12 protein-coding genes are annotated in these 15,279 nt (G+C 44.7%); 4 read left to right on the top strand and 8 right to left on the bottom strand.

Annotated elements, in window-relative coordinates; all coding sequences use genetic code 11:
* Positions 1–139: 139 nt before the first annotated feature.
* Positions 140–1,069, top strand: coding sequence for a pilin (locus tag ABYU67_RS04665; protein ID WP_372843842.1), 930 nt, complete (start codon positions 140–142; stop codon positions 1,067–1,069).
* Between the two features lie 13 nt (positions 1,070–1,082).
* On the opposite strand, the gene ABYU67_RS04660 is transcribed toward ABYU67_RS04665, so the two are convergent.
* The 8 genes from ABYU67_RS04660 to gmk all read right to left on the bottom strand — a co-directional run bounded on the left by ABYU67_RS04660 (position 1,083) and on the right by gmk (position 12,558).
* On the bottom strand, positions 1,083–2,969 hold the full coding sequence (locus ABYU67_RS04660) for a monovalent cation:proton antiporter-2 (CPA2) family protein (RefSeq protein ID WP_372843841.1): 1,887 nt from the start codon (positions 2,967–2,969) through the stop codon (positions 1,083–1,085).
* Between the two features lie 75 nt (positions 2,970–3,044).
* Positions 3,045–3,749, bottom strand: coding sequence for a hypothetical protein (locus ABYU67_RS04655; protein WP_372843840.1), 705 nt, complete (start codon positions 3,747–3,749; stop codon positions 3,045–3,047).
* A 606-nt stretch (positions 3,750–4,355) separates the two neighbouring features.
* A complete protein-coding gene (locus ABYU67_RS04650; protein ID WP_372843839.1) occupies positions 4,356–5,570 on the bottom strand; it encodes a cation diffusion facilitator family transporter in 1,215 nt (404 codons plus the stop codon).
* Between the two features lie 239 nt (positions 5,571–5,809).
* Positions 5,810–8,095: a primosomal protein N' gene (locus ABYU67_RS04645; RefSeq protein WP_372843838.1), complete on the bottom strand. Its 2,286-nt coding sequence runs from the start codon at positions 8,093–8,095 to the stop codon at positions 5,810–5,812.
* 245 nt (positions 8,096–8,340) lie between these two features.
* Positions 8,341–8,721: a RidA family protein gene (locus ABYU67_RS04640; protein WP_372843837.1), complete on the bottom strand. Its 381-nt coding sequence runs from the start codon at positions 8,719–8,721 to the stop codon at positions 8,341–8,343.
* A gap of 241 nt (positions 8,722–8,962) precedes the next feature.
* On the bottom strand, positions 8,963–11,161 hold the full coding sequence (locus ABYU67_RS04635) for a bifunctional (p)ppGpp synthetase/guanosine-3',5'-bis(diphosphate) 3'-pyrophosphohydrolase (protein ID WP_372843836.1): 2,199 nt from the start codon (positions 11,159–11,161) through the stop codon (positions 8,963–8,965).
* Between the two features lie 322 nt (positions 11,162–11,483).
* Positions 11,484–11,744, bottom strand: coding sequence for a DNA-directed RNA polymerase subunit omega (gene rpoZ / locus ABYU67_RS04630; protein WP_011280985.1), 261 nt, complete (start codon positions 11,742–11,744; stop codon positions 11,484–11,486).
* A 187-nt stretch (positions 11,745–11,931) separates the two neighbouring features.
* On the bottom strand, positions 11,932–12,558 hold the full coding sequence (gene gmk / locus ABYU67_RS04625) for a guanylate kinase (RefSeq protein WP_372843835.1): 627 nt from the start codon (positions 12,556–12,558) through the stop codon (positions 11,932–11,934).
* A 254-nt stretch (positions 12,559–12,812) separates the two neighbouring features.
* Here gmk and ispH point away from each other — a divergent pair, with 254 nt between their 5' ends.
* The 3 genes from ispH (at position 12,813) to ABYU67_RS04610 (ending at position 14,952) form a co-directional block, all read left to right on the top strand.
* Positions 12,813–13,769, top strand: a complete 957-nt coding sequence (ispH, locus tag ABYU67_RS04620; RefSeq protein WP_372843834.1) for a 4-hydroxy-3-methylbut-2-enyl diphosphate reductase — start codon at positions 12,813–12,815, stop codon at positions 13,767–13,769.
* A 10-nt stretch (positions 13,770–13,779) separates the two neighbouring features.
* Complete coding sequence (locus ABYU67_RS04615) at positions 13,780–14,025, top strand: hypothetical protein (RefSeq protein ID WP_372843833.1); 246 nt, start codon at positions 13,780–13,782, stop codon at positions 14,023–14,025.
* 111 nt (positions 14,026–14,136) lie between these two features.
* Positions 14,137–14,952: a thioesterase family protein gene (locus ABYU67_RS04610; RefSeq protein WP_372843832.1), complete on the top strand. Its 816-nt coding sequence runs from the start codon at positions 14,137–14,139 to the stop codon at positions 14,950–14,952.
* The last annotated feature ends 327 nt before the right edge of the window (positions 14,953–15,279 follow it).

Below are 15,279 nucleotides of genomic sequence, written 5' to 3'. Positions count from 1 at the left end.
CTTTTACCTTGACGCTCTTTTACATTGAATCAACGGTATTTATCTGTCGTTTTACTATTCTGTACCTCGGTTTTGACGTTATCATATAACCTGTATCATGCATTGAAAGTTTTCTGCAGAGTTAATAGGGGTTAACACTATGCTATTTATTGAGACGGATTCGCCGCCCCCTTTTTATCAAGAACAGCTGACTCCTGCTAAGCGCACACAACTTGATAAATGGTTTATCGGTCACCGTAGCCAACACCATTATCTCAAACGCTTTGAGCAGTTTGATGCGCAAGGTTATCTGTCGCCAAAATGGCATTGGGCTGCATTTTTTGTGACTTTTCCTTGGCTCCTTTATCGCAAACGCTATATGGATGCGATTGTCTATAGCGTGGCAGGCTGGTCGTTTATTCAGCTTAATGTGGCACTGGTATTGGTTGCCTTTGAATTTTTGGCGATGTCCTTCATCCCTGATGCTTACCAAATGGCGACACGGGTAGGCATTGCCGCGATCATTTGGCTGTTTTGGTCATTTATGGTGGCGCGTTGGACCGATGCGTATTATTACCGCATGGCGCGGCGTGAGATTGCGGATGCTGTTAGTGATTATCCGCGTGATGAGGCTGGGCAAAAGGCGTATCTGCAACGAGAAGGTGGGGTCAGCTTATTTGGGTTAGGATTGGGGTTTGGTATTTTTGCCTTTGCTTTAATGGTTATCAAGGTACAGTTTTTACCTATTATTGCCAAGCCAAAAGCCAATGAGGTGCTATTCAATGCTTATGACACAGCCAAAACGGCACAAAATCGTGTGGCGCTGATTTATCAGCAGACAGGGCAATGTCCGATTCGTATGCCTATTGATACAGGTACTCAGCAGCTACGGATAGATATTGAGAGTAAAGCGGATGGCGTGGTAAAAACGGATTGTGCAGTCATTGTGACCATACAAAATGTTCAATTTCCTATCCGCTATCTAAATCAGCAGACACTGGTTTTTTATCATGTGCCAGACAGCGATAGTTGGAGCTGTATGAGCTCGTTAAATAAGAAACTGGCACCAACAAGCTGTCCATCTGATTAAAGTATATAAATATTTAGGGATTAGAGTCAGTTACGATGTCGTCTTTTTTATCAACCGGTGTTGCTTTACTTTTTAGCGCGTCATAAAAATCCGTTAAGTCCATCTTACGGGCTTTGCCGATGTCTTCATCAAATAAGCTTTCTAGCTCTGCCATCGATGATTGTGCGGATTCAATCATGCTGGCTTCATCATCATAAATCGCTTGCTGACGCTCAATCAAATCATCATCGTAATCACGGAAAGTTTGCACCGTCTCGCGCGCTTTTTCTGGTGAAATGCCAAGCAGTTGTAGTGACTCACGCGACATATCCAAGGATGATAGGTAAGTCTCACGCCAAATATGCCGCACACCGACCTCACGCAACCGATAATAATGCTGCCGATCACGAGCGCGAGCTAAGACAATCAAATCTGGATAGTTCTTACGTAAGTATTGGGCCGTGGTGATAGAACGCTCTAGATCATCAATGGCCAAAATAAACACACGGGCTTTTTTGATACCAGCTGCCCGCAGAATCTCAGGGTTTTTTGGGTCGCCATAATAGACTTGGTTACCAAATTTACGAACGAAATCGACGCGATTTGCAGAGCGTTCAATGGCGGTAAATTCAATGTTGTGCATGCGTAGTACACGACCGATAATCTGCCCGACGCGCCCAAAACCAGCAATAATAACCTGATGTTCATGATCGGGAATGGCATCGTATTCGCGGCTGGGTTTGCTTTTGGCAAATAACGGCTCACCGATTTTCTCAAGTAATAAAAACGCCAGCGGTGTGAGCGCCATAGAGATAGTAACGATAAGGTTTAGGGTGTTGGCAAGCTCAGGTCGCAACACATTTTGAGCACTAGCGACACTGAATAACACGAAAGCAAATTCACCACCTTGAGCGAGCGTCACACCTAGTCTGATACTGGTCGGCCAGCGATTGCCTGATATCTTGGCAATGGCAGTAATGACACTAAATTTTATGGCCATTAACGCCATTGCACAGCCGATGATAAAGATAGGTTTTGCCAAGATAAGCTTAACATCAGTCAGCATACCGACCGACATAAAAAATAAGCCGAGTAGCAAGCCTTTAAACGGCTCAATACTGGCTTCTAACTCATGGCGATACTCAGAATCTGCCAGTAGTACCCCTGTCAAAAAAGCACCCAGTGCCATTGATAGTCCAATTTGACCCATCAAAATAGACACACCCATGACGATAAATAGCGCAACGGCGGTCAGCAGCTCTGAGGCACCACTAGATGCCACAAATTTGAAAAAGGGACGGACAACATAACGGCTAGCAAAAATCAGTCCAGCAAAAACCGCAAAAACTTTGCCAAAATAAATCACGTCATAGCTTTGTTCGCGCACCCCTGATAGAAAAGGGATGACTGCTAACAAAGGGATGACCGCAATATCTTGGAATAATAAAATGGTAAAGGCTTCACGTCCGTGGGTGCTCGACAGCTGCTGTTTTTCTGTCAGTATCTGTAGCACAAAAGCGGTGGATGATAGGGCAAGGCCAAAACCGACGATAAAAGCAGTATCAAGCTGTAAGCCAAAAATCTGATGTAACAGACCCATCAATAACGTACCAGTCAGACCGACTTGTAAACCACCGAGGACAAATATCGAACGCCGCAGTGCCCATAATCGCGAGGGCTGCAGCTCAAGTCCGATGATGAAGAGCAGCATGACCACACCAAACTCAGAGAAATGTAACAGACTCTCAGCGTCCCCTGCGACGTCTAGAACACTGGGTCCTAATATCAATCCTGTAATGAGATAACCTAAGACGGTCGCAATGCCAAAACGTTTACCAAGGGGTACAAAGAGCAGGGCTGCTCCTAAGAAGATTGTAGCTTGTAACATTAAATTTGGTGAGCCGGTGGCGGCAGCGAGCATCTGGAATCCTTAGCAGTCATGATAAAATAAGCGGTACGATAGGGGTATGGTAAAGATAAAAAATCTTAGCATACGTTATTTTTTACGATAAATTTTCCATATACCATTATCGGCAACTGGGTTGTTATAAGCATCATTACGGCGCTTACGCGGGGTCTGACGACTGTCGACGATTTTGAAATCGGGCAGCGCATGGACGATAAGCCCTGTTCGATAAAAGCGTACGCGCTCAGGCTCCAGCATCTCACCCTTGCTATCTCGGCAAAATACATAAGCGCGCAAATCAATAAATTCCCGATGCGCCACCAAACGCGCCTCATCGTCGTTATCAAATACGGCGCTCATACGTGCAATTTCATCAGCGCTGTAATCACCGCATTTATCTATAAGTGCACCGACCGACCCAAAGCTTTTGGATTCTTTAGCGCGGGTCTTGGTCAGATGCAGCCTTTGAACATGGTAGATGAATTGCGGTATCTCGAGGCTGGCGGGCAGCGGCAGATAATCAGGCGGTAGGTTGGCCGCTGGATAAAATGCCATGGCGCGCTCAAGCAGATTCTGCCAACGCTGCTGATAGGCTTGGACTTCGGCTAAATTGCCTTCATAAATTGGCATATCACGAATTTGACGCAAAATATCAGGCGGAAACTGCTCATTCCGAAAGTTGGCAATGTCCTCTTGCAGTGTTGATAATAGTGCTTTGGCATGCTTTTTACCCTCTACTGAGATAGGGTCATCAAGGTAGCTTGGGGCGACAAATGGCGCTGAGCGTCTAGACATGGCAGAAGGTCATCCATTGGTGGCAAATGTGGCATCTCAATTTTTAGTATACAGAATTTATATGAAAAATATGACAGCAAGGCTAAATTTTCCATCATTTTTAACATCCTATTACAATGATAAAACCCCGCGTGATATACGATTATTTAAAATTGGGCATTTTTCATTGTCTTTTTAGGTGTCTTGATGAGGAGCAGTTTTGATGAATAAGGGTTCAAAGTATTCTCCTAATCATAATGACTGGCGACGCTTATTAAAAAGTTTTAGTAGCATGATTTTAAGGATTGTCGGGGCAGGATTAGCACTTCTGGTTGGGCTCTGGCTCATAATGGCATCGAATATGGGAGCGGCTTATTGGCCTTATATCATGAATGGCGAAGTGGATTTTTGGTTTCGTATGACGTTGCTAGGTATGGGATTGGGTATGTGGATAAGCATTGCTATATGGTTACTGTGGCTTATACGGTGTTACTTTTATGATTAGATTAGATGTCCTTAATCATTAACCATTTGCGATACGTCATGACTAATACTATCAATATTAAGAATTTCGATATTATTGGCAGCGTTTTATGCTGACGCCAAGTATTTCAGCAACAAGCTATTTTAGTGATTGTGCCCGATATGGCTGTTCTCTGCTGGTCGCTCTGAGATATTACAGACTAAGGCATCGCTATGGGCATTGTTATGAGCATTGTTTTGCGGATGCGCTAAGCTTTCAACCTGAATGGTCGCATGATGGATACCGAGCTCAAGCAGGCTTTGCTCTAAACTGCTAATCAGGATACTGGATTCATAAATACTCATTTCGCCATCGACCACCACATGACACGATAGAGCATTAAGACCACTGGTAATACTCCAAACATGCAAATCATGAACTTTTTGCACTTGTGGATGGGCAAGTAGTTTGTCTTCGACATTCACTAAAGATATGCCCTCTGGCGTGCCCTCCATTAGGATATGTACCGAATCCTGCACGACGCGGTAACCACTAAATAAAATCAGTATTGCCACAATCACGGAAGCTACTGCATCCGCCCAAACCCAGCCAAAGCTCATCATCAAAAGCGCAGCAACAATAGCGGCAACTGAACCCATTAGGTCACTTAATACATGTAGGTAAGCACTTTGCATATTTAGGTTGACTGGTTCTTTACCGGCATTTTTTCCTTGAGTGTCTTCGTGACTGTCTTTATAACTACCAGCATGACTGTGCCCATGGGTATCTTTACCGCGACTGCTACGATGCATCAGCCATGCGACCAAAATATTGACCAACATACCGATAGTAGCAACGATAAGCATGCCTTGGGTCGCAATCTCAGGCGGTGAGTCAAAGCGCTTAATCGCCTCATAAAAAATCATTAGCGCAATAATAACCAGCGTTGCACCATTGACCGTTGCGACTAAAATCTCAAAGCGCTTGTAGCCAAAGGTCTTTTGATGGGTGGCTGCTTTTTCACCAATCTTAAATGCCATCAACGTCGCGCCAAGTGCTACGGCGTCACTGAGCATATGACCTGCATCAGATAATAGCGCCAAACTACCAGTCAGCCAGCCACCGATGGCTTCAATAACCATATAACCTGTGATAATAATAAAGCTAAACAGCAAGGTACGCTGATAGCCTTTGGTATCGCGCGGAGTGACAGTCTGTTCTAGATGTTCATCGTGGTCGTGATTGCCTTGATTATCATCAGTATAACTGTCTTTAGTATAATGACCTTCTGCATCCTTTTGACCGTGCTTATGGTTATCAGCCGCAGCATTCTTATGAGAATGGTCATTGTGTTCAGATTTTGGGTGATTGTGATTCATAATAACCCTCAGGATGATAGAAAAGAAATTTTGACTGCTGATAAAGCTTTGATGACTTATAGAGCTTGCTTGCTTGCTATGCTCAAACTAGACAGATATAAAGAATTTAGCACATTTAATAAAGGCGTGCTGTATCTAGGCGGTAAACGATGAATTGTCCATTTTGAATAACGCTCTTTATTGACGGCGAGCTATAGCAGGGTGATTGGACTTAAAGAGTGATAGTTAGGAGTTGGCAGCTACCAACCAATAGGGTCGATATCCAGAGTCAGTTTGAGATATTTGGCACTTGGCAGAGCAAGTACAGGCTGCCACCAGTGACTTAGTACCCGATGTAATTGCTGTCGACTTTTTCCTAACAGCAGCAATTGCACATGGTAGCGGCTGTTCTTTTTACTCATTGGTGCATCAATAGGGCCGAGCACGGCAAGATTATGTCCATTTGGCAAAATAGCAATCGCATCTTTAAGTGCTTGTGTTGTGGCAGCAAGGGTTTTACCTTCACAGCGTATCAGAGCAGCATGACTGTGCGGCGGTAAACCCATCATTTTACGCTCTTGCAGTAGCTCACGTGCGAAGGATAAATAACCATCTTTGACCAGTTTTAATAACAGCTCATTGTCAGGTTGCAATGTTTGAATGAGTACGCGCCCCGATTTATCACCACGACCGGCACGTCCTGCGACCTGAATCATGAGCTGTGCAGTATGTTCTGGCGAGCGAAAGTCGGCTGATAAAAAGCCACGATCAGCATTGGGTAAGCAGACAAGCGTAACATTGGGGAAATGATGACCTTTGGCGACCATCTGCGTACCAACTAAGATGGCAGGCTTACCTTCATTGATACGCTGATAGATATGCTCCCAGCTGTCTTTACGCTTGGTGGTATCGCGATCAATTTGGATAATGGGATACAGCGCTTTGCTGGTCTGCGGATTGGCAAAAATCGCATGCAGGTTTTCGCTGAGCCTTGTCGTGCCCATCCCTTTAGCATCCAAATTTTGACTGCCACAATCAGGGCAAACTGTTGGAATATAAGCTTGCCAGTCGCAGTGGTGGCATTTTAAATAGGAGCTGCTATAGGCATTGTATTGAGACTGGCTATTATAATGAACGGTCAAATGCGCGTCGCAGCGCGGGCAATCTGCCTGCCAGCCGCAGGCTTCGCAGAGCAAAACTGGCGCATAGCCGCGGCGGTTTAAAAATATCAATACTTGATCGCCAGCCTCTAGCGTTTGCCGTATCGCCCCAATAAGCGCATCGGTCAGCCCAGTATCATAGCGCGCGCCGTCGTCCGTTGTTTGTTGATGAGTGCTTTGCAGGCGCGCATCAATCAGCTGCATGGTCGCAAGCTTCGCATTACCGGGGCGAGTTTGCAGTTGGCACTCTACCAGCTTGCCATCATCGACCAGTTTTAGATGCTCAAGAGAAGGGGTGGCGGTACCAAGGATGACGGGGATATTGGCTTGAAGTCCGCGATAAAGCGCCACATCGGCGGCATGATAGCGTAAGGTATCTTGCTGCTTATAGGAGCCATCATGTGCTTCATCGACGACAATTAAGCCCAAATCTGCAAAAGGATAGAGCACCGCTGAGCGCGTGCCGATGATGATTTGAGCGTGACCGGTACGGCAGTCTTGCCAGCCTTGTAGGCGATGGGTATTATTCATGCCAGAATGCAGCAGGACAATATGAGCGGCAAAGCGACTGGCAAAACGCGCGCGCGTCTGCGGCGTCAGTCCAATCTCAGGTACCAAAATCAATACCTGCTTGCCAGCTTCCAATACCGCTTGCATCGCTTGCAGATAGACTTCTGTCTTGCCACTACCGGTGATACCATTTAATAAAAATCCCGTGTAGCGCTTGGCTTTATGAGCGGCAATGATGGCGCTAACGGCAAGCTCTTGCTCGTCATTAAGATCAAGCGGCAGTTTTGCTAATTTAACGGGGGCGGGCGCTTGTTTATTCTGGATATAGCGCTCAATTAATCCTTTGTCTTCGAGCGCTTTTAAAAAACTCTTCTCCATGCCCTCTAGCAATAAAACATCTTCACTCGCGCCACGCTCGCCGTGCAGCTTAAGCATATCAAACTGCTGTTTTTGTTTTTTGGCATTGGCACGAAAGTCATCGTCGCTTACATGCGGCAAAATTCGCCAATGGGTAATCAGTAAATCTAGCGGCTTACCTTGACGCACAAGCGTTGGCAACATCACCGCTAAAACGTCACCAAGTGGGTAGTGATAATAGCGCGCCAGCCAGTGGGCCAGCTTTAGCATACTGGCATCCAAAATAGGCTTGGCATCTAAGCATTTATTAATAGGTTTGAGCTTATTAAGAGGTACATCGCTGTTGGCTTTAGCAATATGAGCGACGACTATACCTATCAGTGTCTGACGACCAAAGGATACTTCGACACGGCTACCGATAGGGGGTAAAGATGAGCTTGATAAGGCGTTTATATCTGCTGGTAGGCTATAGTCAAATACCCGATAAAGGGGCACGGGCAGAGCAACTTGTACCAACATAAAAGGCATTCCCAGTCTAGATAAATGATTTTTGGATAAACAGTTTTTAGATGAATGGCGTTTAGATAACCTACTCTGACATATCTGGATCGTAATATTGATGAAAATAATAGCAGTAAGCCCAAATAATGATATTTGGGCTTACTCTGGCATGCGTTTTTAGCAGCAGTTTTTGACGTAAGGGTTCAAGCATTAAATATATTGATATATTAAGCCTTGCCCTTTACCTTACGAGATCGCTGCACTTACTCAATATATAGGATAGACTCAATCTCAACCACGCCGCCTTTAGGTAGGGCTGCGACTTGGACAGCTGCGCGGGCAGGATATGGCTCGCTTAAATTGGCAATAAATACCTCGTTTAACGCCGCAAAGTCATTTAAGTCCGTTAATGACACGTTAAATTTAACCACGTCATTGAGACTACCGCCAGCTGCTTCACAGATGGCTTTAATGTTTTCGAACACTTGCTCAGCCTGTGCTTTAAACCCTTCTTTTAGCTCCATGGTGTCAGGATCAAAACCCAACTGTCCTGAAATATAGACAGTGTTACCGACTTTGACAGCTTGCGAATAGGTGCCGACGGCAGCAGGGGCTTTATCTGTTTGAATGGTTTGACGACTCATAGTATGTCCTTTTTGTCTTTTTCTGGTTTGGTAGGTACGGGCGCATCATTCATCATTTACATTTTGGTTTCCCTGTACGTAATGACACGTTCTATATTTATGTGCTTAAAATCAAAAAATACAGTTTATCATTTTATCATCGTTTCAGCTCTTTCTAAAATTTTCTAAATCCATTAGTAAGATTTTTATGAAGTGAATAAGGATAGAAATTTATCACGCATATTACATCTTATGGTGAGCACTACAGCTGATAGAGCCTGATGATATTAGGGAAACCGAGCAAGGAGCGTAGCTCACGAATGCCTTGAGCCAGATGATTGCGACTGCGCACGATGATATGGATGATGGTGTCACTGCTGCGCACGTCTACTTTTTCTACCCCTATATTTAATTGGCGTAAATGATAGATGACTTCGGTAATTTGTTCGTCGCTGAGGGCAATAGACAGTTTTAGATAAGCGGGAAAGCGAATCTTGCCAGTATTTTTTATGTCAAGGTCGCTGGCGTCACTTTGTTTTACGGCCTTATCACTACGCCAGCGCAGTTGTATAACCTGATAAGGATTGTCTTTACGAATATCGTCAAGTGAAAAGCACTTATGTCGATGAACCACCAGACCATGACGCGACAAGTGACCGACGATAGGATCACCATAAATGGGATGACAGCAATTGGCAAAATCAAGCTCAACCCCAGACGCATTGACGATCAGCTGCTGTGGTTGGGTCATGTCATCACTGTGTTCTCGCGCTTGTAAATCATTGACTTCATCGCTAAACAAGCGCGTCACTACCAGCTGCGGCAGTAGCGTACCAGAGCTTATTTGCTCAAATAGCTCGGATTTTTCGGTTAAGCCACGCCATTCAGTGAGATTTTTCCAATCACTATCGGTCAAATCATCGAGACTTTTTTGATAGGTTTTTAGCGCTCGATCTAGGGCTTGTTGCCCATGGTGCTGCTTATCAGCAGCGGATAAGTCTTTAAACCAGCGCAAAATCTCTTCACGCGCTTTATTGGTGACGACAAACCCCAGCCATTCTGCTTTTGGTTCTGAGTGGCTACTGACTTCTATCTCAACCAGTTGCCCATTCTTAACCACAGTACCCAGTTTGGCTTTTTTACCATCGATATTAGCGCCAACAGCTACATTACCGACCATAGGTCCAACAGCGTAAGCAAAGTCTAGGGCAGTTGCGCCTTGCGGTAGCTCATAAGCGCGTCCTTGCGGACTGTAGCAGATGATTTTACTAGAATGCAGATAGTCCATCAGCTCATTAATGGTAGAGACTGCTGCTGAAAAATCTGGGCTATTTTCATTTAAGTTGTCTTCATCGACCAAGTCTTTCATATTGCGTAATGAGGCTTGGATAACCGATTGGCTAACGTCTGAGGCATGCTCTGCACCGATGACCCCAAGCCGCGCGGCGCTTTGCATTTGCTTGGTCAAAATCGTCACTTTAACAACATCGTTATCGCGCTCATAAATAAGCGTGAGCGATTGATTGCCGCCCGGTAGCGGACGACGAATATTATCAGCAATATGAGAGTCATCAATCTGATATTTTTTAATTAAGTAATAAGCCAGCTTGTCACAGGCTTCGACATTATCGAGGACAATTTCAAAGGCATAATGGCGAAGTAGGGCGTTGATCTCACCGCGATTGCGGAAAAACTGACGGTAGATGACCACACGATTGTCTAAAACTTTGACCAGACCGTTCAATCCCAAATTATTGAGGACAATACTCAAATAACGATGGATGGCTTCTCTTTGAAAATTACGCCCAAGTCCATGCTGTAGAAGCTTATCAGAGAGTTTGTTATACATATCCGAATCAAGGTTGCGATAGCAAAGCACCTCAATGTAATCAGCAATATCATTAAGACCCATTAGCCGCGCAAATGGCACATAAAAATCCAACGTCTCTTGTGCTGTGGTGCGTTGTTTTTCGGGGCGTACCGCATCCAGTGTTGACATATTATGTAAGCGATCAGCGAGCTTGATGATCAATACGCGTGGGTCAGCAAGGGTCGCGGTCAAAATTTTATGAAAGGTCGCCGCTTTATTTTCTTGTTTATTATGCGTTGACGATTTTAGTTTGGTCACGCCATCGACCAGTCTTGCCGCTATTTTGCCGTAGCGCTGCTCAATCTGCTCATCGCTCACCTCGGTATCTTCGACCGTGTCATGCAAAATCGCTGCAATAATCGTATCTCGATCCAAACGAAAACCTGCCAGTATCTCAGCCACCGCAATCGGGTGCGTGATATAAGGCTCGCCTGATTTACGCTTGTCTTTGATATGCGCAATATCACCGAACTCACAGGCATCAATAATGTCACTGCGTTCAGCAGCAGTGAGGTAACCTACTGAGCGCAGTAAATTATATTGAGCCTCATCGACGAGATGATGGCTGAGTTTGGGTAAGGTTTGACTCATAAAGTAACGATCCTATTTTCCATTACCTAGTTGCCTGACTGTCTATCGAGGTAAATGGTGACTGAATGAATGCTGGCTTACGAAAAAAATAGGTAGACCATTCTCTAATTAATCGTAAATCGCCGTCAATGTCAACTGCTAAGCGAGTAGGCATTGTAAATACAAGAGAGTTTTTACTTCAGGATGGGTTCTAAGTGCCAAGCGATTACTAAAACAGTAAAGGCGGTATCATTACAACCAAAAAACCACAGCCTATGCTGTGGTCTTTATCGTCAGTCAATACTCTGATACTAGCTAAAATGATACTTTTTAGGCTAATTTATTAGAAGCTGTGATCGCCTGACAATGCTAAATCTAATGAGCTCGTAGCAAAATTATGCTCGGGCTGATTTAAAATGTCGCGGGTAATTTTGCCAGCAGCGATTTCACGTAATGCCAATACGGTTGGCTTGTCGTTATCAACATCAACCAATGGCTCAGCAATGCCTTTAGCCAACTGACGCGCGCGCTTGCTTGCGACCAAAACAAGCTCAAAGCGATTATCAACATTATCCAAACAATCTTCAATCGTCACTCGTGCCATAACTAGCTACCTCGGTTGTTTTTACTGGTTGCGGACATGGCGCGCCACTCAATAAAAATAATATCAAAAATATAAAGGGGAATAGCGAGACATTATAGCATTTTTTGCCTCTACGCGTAATCGCTTTTTACTTGTCTGCTGCTAACTATTATCCCAAATAAAGTATTAAGGCGTATCAGCGCTCTATTTACTCGTCTACTGTGTTGTTTAGTAGGTTATTGATCGTGCGCTGATAACGCTGCTGTTGGCGTTTTAGTGTCTGTCTATCGGCAACAATAATGGCTTTAAGCTCAGTTAAAGCCACCTCAAAGCTGTCATTGATAATAACATAGTCAAAATTGACGTATTGTGCCATCTCATTGACAGCACCGGCCAAACGCTGCTCGATCACTTCTATACTATCTTGCCCACGCGTGGATAAACGCTGACGCAAAGTGGCGATACTTGGCGGTAAAATAAAAATCATGATGGCGTCAGTAAAGATTTTTTTGACTTGTAGCGCCCCTTGCCAATCAATCTCCAAAATCACATCAACCCCAGCGTCCAGCTGCGCGCGTACGCTTTGCTCTGAGGTACCATAATAATTGCCAAATACTTCGGCATGTTCTAAAAATCGACTTTCGCCAATAGCGGTCACAAATTTATCAACGTCAGTAAAGTGATAATGATGACCGTCGATCTCACCTGGGCGCGGCGCGCGCGTGGTGTGTGAAACACTGACAGTCAAGTCATTGGTGGTAGCAAGTAGCTGCTTAACCAAGGAGGTTTTGCCTGTGCCAGAGGCGGCAGTGATAATAAATAATGAACCTGTCATACAGTGTGTCCTAGTGAATGGTGTCTTGATAAATAACTAAAAGTATTCGATTGAGTATAAAAGGCTGGTAAAAATAAAAAACACCATCATGTATGGTGACAAAAGTAGTAATCGATGCCTCATTATAAACTGCTTTAAAAGCAAATTATGCTAAAGTAGGGTATCGATTTTACCGCAACTTTTGAATAAAAGTTTTGGTGGCTTAAGCTTTAAGCCTAGGCTTTTATATAAATTATCTAATGATAGGTCTTCTTATGCAAATTTATCTTGCCAATCCACGTGGATTTTGTGCTGGTGTGGATCGCGCGATTGCGATTGTCAACGAAGCACTGTTACGTTTTGAGCCGCCCATTTATGTGCGTCATGAAGTGGTACATAATAAGTTCGTGGTGTCCGACTTGGCCAATCGCGGTGCTGTTTTTGTGGAAGAGCTGCATGAAGTGCCAGATGGCTCTATCGTTATTTTTTCAGCGCACGGGGTTTCAAAAGCGGTAGAAGATGAGGCAGAGCGCCGTGATTTGACGGTGTTTGATGCCACTTGTCCTTTGGTCACCAAAGTACATATTGAAGTCGCTAAATTCGCGCAGGATGGTATGGACGCGGTATTGATTGGACACGCAGGACATCCTGAAGTGGAAGGTACGATGGGGCGCTTTAACCATCGTCATGGTGGACAGATTCATCTGGTCGAAAACGAGAGTGATGTGGCAGCTCTAAACGTACAGGACGCTGAGCGTTTAGCCTTTGTGACCCAAACGACCTTGTCGATGGATGATACCGCACGCGTTATCGATGCACTGAGAGAAAAATTCCCCCATATCCAAGGTCCACGTAAAGACGATATCTGTTATGCCACCCAAAACCGCCAAGATGCGGTCAAGGATTTGGCCGGCCGCTGCGAAGTAGTACTGGTGGTGGGTTCGCCAAACTCATCCAACTCAAACCGTCTGCGCGAACTGGCAGAGCGTATGGATTGCCGTGCTTATCTGATTGATAATGCCACTGAAATGGATATCACATGGTTCGACGGTATCCAAAGCGTGGGCGTCACTGCTGGGGCGTCAGCGCCTGAGATATTGATTCAAGAGGTGCTACAGCAACTGCAAGATTGGGGTGGCGATTTGCCAAGTGAGCTATCAGGTATCGAGGAAAATGTGACTTTCAGCTTACCAAAAGCCTTACGTATTCCGGTCACGCAAGTAGGTAAATAGCATGAAAAATATGAAAAAACAGAAACAAAAATTCGTCTTGGCAGAGGCCTCTCTTGAAGATATTAATAAGCAATTAAAAATCAATATATTTACCATTGTCATACTGGTATTGATGCTTGTTATGAATATTGCGCAGTTTATGAGAGATTACAGTCTGCTATATGGTGCGCTTGTTGCCATTATGGCTTTTTTCTTATTTGTCATGGCCAAAAGTCGCACGCTACTAATGATGAGAAAACAAGAGCTGAGCAAATAGGGGATATATCAGTAAGCCAAGTTTAACCCTACTGATAACAGCACGGGTTTCTCACAGTAGTCAAAAGTACGGAATCAGCAAGAAAAACTGGATTAAAGGTTAAGGATATTCATGTCAGCTTACTATCATTTTATCAAACGCGAACAGCAAGAAGGCGGCGTCAGCGTTGCCCATTATCAGCCAACCAAACATGCTCAAGGCGCTTGGAATGAGCATGAACAGCATATGGCACCAGCGACAGGATTGCTCACAGCTGAGCTGAATGGCTATGCGCCGCAAGAGAACATGCGTATTGCGCGCATCAGTCTTGATATCTTAGGCTTGATTCCATTAGATGACTTTACTATTACCACGCGCTGTATTCGTCCCGGTAGAACCATAGAGCTTATTGAAGCAGTGATGAGCAGTCGCGGTCGTGATGCGATTATTGCACGGGCATGGCGTCTACTGACCCAAGATACCAGTAATATTGCAGGCATTGAAGATCAAAATGCGCGACATCACCCTGAATCGCTGCCCATTTGGGAAGATATGAAAGGCTGGCCGGGCGGTTTTATCAAAAGCGTGCGCTTGGTCGCTGATCCAGATCGTCGCCCGGGTCGCGGCATGGTCTGGATCACCAACGATATCGAGATGATAGAGGGCGTGCCGACTGATGACTTGGTGCATCTATTGGGCATGGTCGATACCGCCAATGGCGTCGTACCACGGCTTGGACTTGGCTTGTCAGAATTAGAATGGATGTTCCCCAATACCGATTTGCAAATTCATATGCATCGTATGCCCCAAGGTCGCTGGCTTGGCATCGAAGCGGTACAGCAATACGGCGATGATGGCATCGGGCTGACCAGTGCTGTGTTGCATGATCTCCAAGGGCCTTTTGGTCGTAGCGAGCAAATCTTGACCATTCGTCCGATGCCGCGTTAATTGCTCAATACTATTTTGTTGTTCATATTTGTCGTTATTAGTCATTGTTAATAATAGCCGTTCTAGGGAATAAAGCAGATAGACGGGTCATAATCAAGGTAAGTTGTTCTAAAAAACAAAATCAAAGCATGAAATCAATTAATTATACAAATTAATGGTAATGGGTTGTAATAGTATTCAACCGCAGGATATGACTACCAGTAGACATGACTATGAAAAAAACCATCCGTTTTTCGAGCAAATTGTCCGCTATTCTGGAGCTATTAATAGAAGCGTATTCAGAATAGATTTTGTACTTTCATCTATTTGCTATTCACAGGAGTATGA

It is taken from the genome of Psychrobacter sp., from assembly GCF_041554015.1.
Lineage (GTDB): Bacteria > Pseudomonadota > Gammaproteobacteria > Pseudomonadales > Moraxellaceae > Psychrobacter.
The sequence above is the reverse complement of the archived record's forward strand: the minus strand, read 5'-3'. Positions and strand labels throughout refer to the sequence as shown.